The 508-nt window shown below is 68.3% G+C and carries 1 protein-coding gene; it reads right to left on the minus strand.

Annotation, left to right across the window (positions count from 1 at the left end; genetic code table 11):
* Positions 1-499, minus strand: a 499-nt coding sequence (locus tag OO62_RS41610; RefSeq protein ID WP_346009374.1) for a KR domain-containing protein, incomplete at its 3' end; no start/stop codon positions are given.
* Between the last annotated feature and the right edge of the window lie 9 nt (positions 500-508).

Here is a 508-nt window from a genome sequence, read left to right on the forward strand (position 1 = left end):
CATGCACCACAGCCGACAAACCAGGAAGCGAACCCAACAACTCCGCTACCGCACCACGATCCGCCACATCACACGCCGCGACCTCCAACTCCACACCCAACGCGGCAAACTCAGCCTCAACCGACTCCAAACCCGAAGCGCCGGCACCACTCCGACTCGCCAACACCACCCGCTCAGCACCCCGCCGCGCAGCCCACAACGCCACCCGACGACCCAACGCGCCCGTACCACCCGTCACCAACACCGTGCCCCGCGGGCACCACACCCCGGCGGAACCGCCACCACCGGCGCGCGCCACCCGACGCACCCACACACCCGAAGACCGCAACGCAACCTGATCCTCGCCCGCCAGCGCACCACCCAACACCGCGCACAAACCAGCACCCGCCCGGCTGTCCCACCCCTCAGACACATCCACCAAACCGCCCCACCGCTCCGGCAACTCCAAAGCAGCAACCCGGCCCACACCCCACACCTGCGACTGCACCGCACTCAACACACGATCCGA

Origin of the sequence: Streptomyces lydicus, from assembly GCF_000717345.1 — a bacterium.
In the GTDB taxonomy this organism is placed as follows: domain Bacteria; phylum Actinomycetota; class Actinomycetes; order Streptomycetales; family Streptomycetaceae; genus Streptomyces; species Streptomyces lydicus.